At 70.9% G+C, this 2,193-nt stretch carries 1 protein-coding gene and 1 pseudogene; one reads left to right on the forward strand and one right to left on the reverse strand.

Annotation, left to right across the window (positions count from 1 at the left end):
• Window positions 1-13: 13 nt before the first annotated feature.
• Entirely contained in the window at window positions 14-784 is a 771-nt protein-coding gene (locus QH290_RS37885) for an NlpC/P60 family protein (RefSeq protein WP_342213719.1), read from the reverse strand.
• 198 nt (window positions 785-982) lie between these two features.
• On the opposite strand from QH290_RS37885, the pseudogene QH290_RS08535 reads away from it, so the two are divergent.
• Window positions 983-2,193: pseudogene (locus QH290_RS08535) on the forward strand (hypothetical protein); the annotation flags it as partial.

Raw genomic sequence — 2,193 nt, forward strand, 5'->3', positions numbered from 1 at the left:
CCCGTGCGCCGCTTTAGATGTGCTCATCGGTGGTCCGCGGCACCACCACGGGGCCGGCGGGCGCGTGGGCGACCGCGTACTGGGTCAGGCCGGAGCAGTCGAAGCCGCCGCCGCTCGGGCCACCGGCCCCGCCGCCACCCCAGATGTACGGCGTGCCGAGCCAGGCGCTGGCCGCGCTGACCGCCTTACCACCGGCGGTCCCGTCCGAGGGCACCGGACGACGCGGCCGACCGCTGCGCGAGCGAGCCGATGCCGGACGGACCCGGCGACGGCGCCGAGACGATGCGCCCCGGCTCACCGGTGTGACCCGGCCCCGGGTCGGCTGCGGAGTACTCGCGGGCATGATCCGGGCCGCCTGCTGATGTGCCGCCGCGACATCGGAATTCACCTGTTTGGTGACGTTCGTGAGCGTGCTCTGCGCCGAGTCGAGCAGAGCCGGGCCGCTGAAGCGGGTATCGCCGACCGAGGCGATCGCCCGCATCCGGGTCTGCAGATCGGCGATCTGATTGGACACGTGGCCGCGGCCGTTCACGGTCCCGTCACCGGCCGCCGAAACGGCCTGGTGCACAACGGAATCCCGGCTCGCATGCGCCTCCGCCGCGGCAACCTGCATGCCGCGGGCGCCGGAATAGGCGTCGGTCTTCGCACCGACATGCTTGCTGATGTCGGCCGAGATCGACGACGCCACCGTGGCCGCGGTACCGGGGACCGGTTGCCCGTTGCCGTACAACCCGAGCAACGAGTTCAGGACCCCGTCGAGGTCAGCAGTCAGTTGCGGTGACATGGGGCCCGCCATCGCTGTTCATCGACTGCCTCTCGATCGGCCCGGACATTCGCACGCCGGCGCGCCTATCCCGAGTTCCTCGGATTCAGAAGTGAAGACGACTATGCGGCAACAACTGCGCCGGGCGAAACGGTTTCGCTTCCCAATCCCGGGAAGGCTCGACAATGAGGAGGAACTCGAGGGAGGCGGTGCCGGAGAATGGCGGAGGACGCAGCGGAGAATGCTCGCGCGAGCCTTGCGGTGCTGCCTTTTTCCAGCGCACCCAACGGCGGGAACCGTTCGGCGCAGCAGCATTCGGAGGAGTCCGGAGGCGAGGGGCCGGTACACCCGCGCGACCAGAATCGGCCGGAACATCCCGGGGAGCGCCCGCCGGGCCAGGAGCAGCGGCCCGACGGCGGACAACACGGTCCCTACGGCGGGCCGTTGGGTCCGCAGCCGGGTCCGCCCCTGCCCGGCAGCGGGGAACATCGAGGCGGTGGCCGTCCCGAAACGGGCCGACGCGAGGACATCCGCCCCTTCTCCGAGGAGAAATCGGGCGGTACGCGGAGGATCGCCCCCGGCGAACCCGCTCCCGCTCCCCCGAAACCGAAGCACTACTGGGATGTGCCGCTGGAACCGCCGCCCGGTGCGTCGCCCGCGCTGCGATCCTTCGTCAAGATGGCCGATACGGCCATACAGACGGCCGTGGACCTGCTGGGCCGCGGCGTGCCCGTGCCGCCACCGCCGGTCGACGATCTGTTGAAGCCCGTGGTGGTCAAGGCCCTCGGCAGCGGCAAGGCCACCGAGAACTATCGCGAAGCCCTCGCCGCGGTACAGGCGAAACAGACGTCCCTGCTGACCTTCGACAGCCAGGTGACGCAAACCGCGATCCAAGTGGCGGCGGAGAAGGACGAGACCCTGCGCGCCATCAAACAGATCGTCGCCGAACTGCAGACCAAGCTGAAGGCCGCGGGCACGGGAAAACTGAAGGCCCCGCAGGAAATCAAGCTCATGTCGCAGATCGCCAACGCTGTGGAAGCGGTGTACAAGAAGGTCGAGGCGGTCTACCAGAGCAATCAGAAGTGGGCGGGCGACAAGGGTGGCGGCGGCTCCGGCGGCGGTCAGGGCGGCGGCACCGGTGGTGGCGGCGGCGCGGCGGGTGGCGGCGGCGCCGGTGGCGGTATCGGCCAGCTGCTGCCGATGCTCGCGATGATGGTGCCGATGGGCATCATGTCGCTGGCACCGCTGGGCATGCAGCTGCTGCAGCAACATCAGGAGCGGCAGGAGCGCGAGCGGGAGAAGGCCGAACAGCAGAAGGCGGAGCAGGCGCTCGCCGCGGGCGCCCCGGCCGACCCCAACGCCGGGGGGGTGGCTCCCGCCGGGGCGCCGGGGGCCGCACCGGCCGGGCCGGGCGCACCGGCGTCGCGGTC

It is taken from the genome of Nocardia wallacei, assembly GCF_029869545.1.
GTDB classification, from domain to species: domain Bacteria; phylum Actinomycetota; class Actinomycetes; order Mycobacteriales; family Mycobacteriaceae; genus Nocardia; species Nocardia wallacei_A.

What these genes read in the sequence shown, in the direction of transcription:
- QH290_RS37885 (WP_342213719.1), bottom strand. Translation starts at nt 784, where the DNA reads ATGTCACCGCAACTGACTGCTGACCTCGACGGGGTCCTGAACTCGTTG.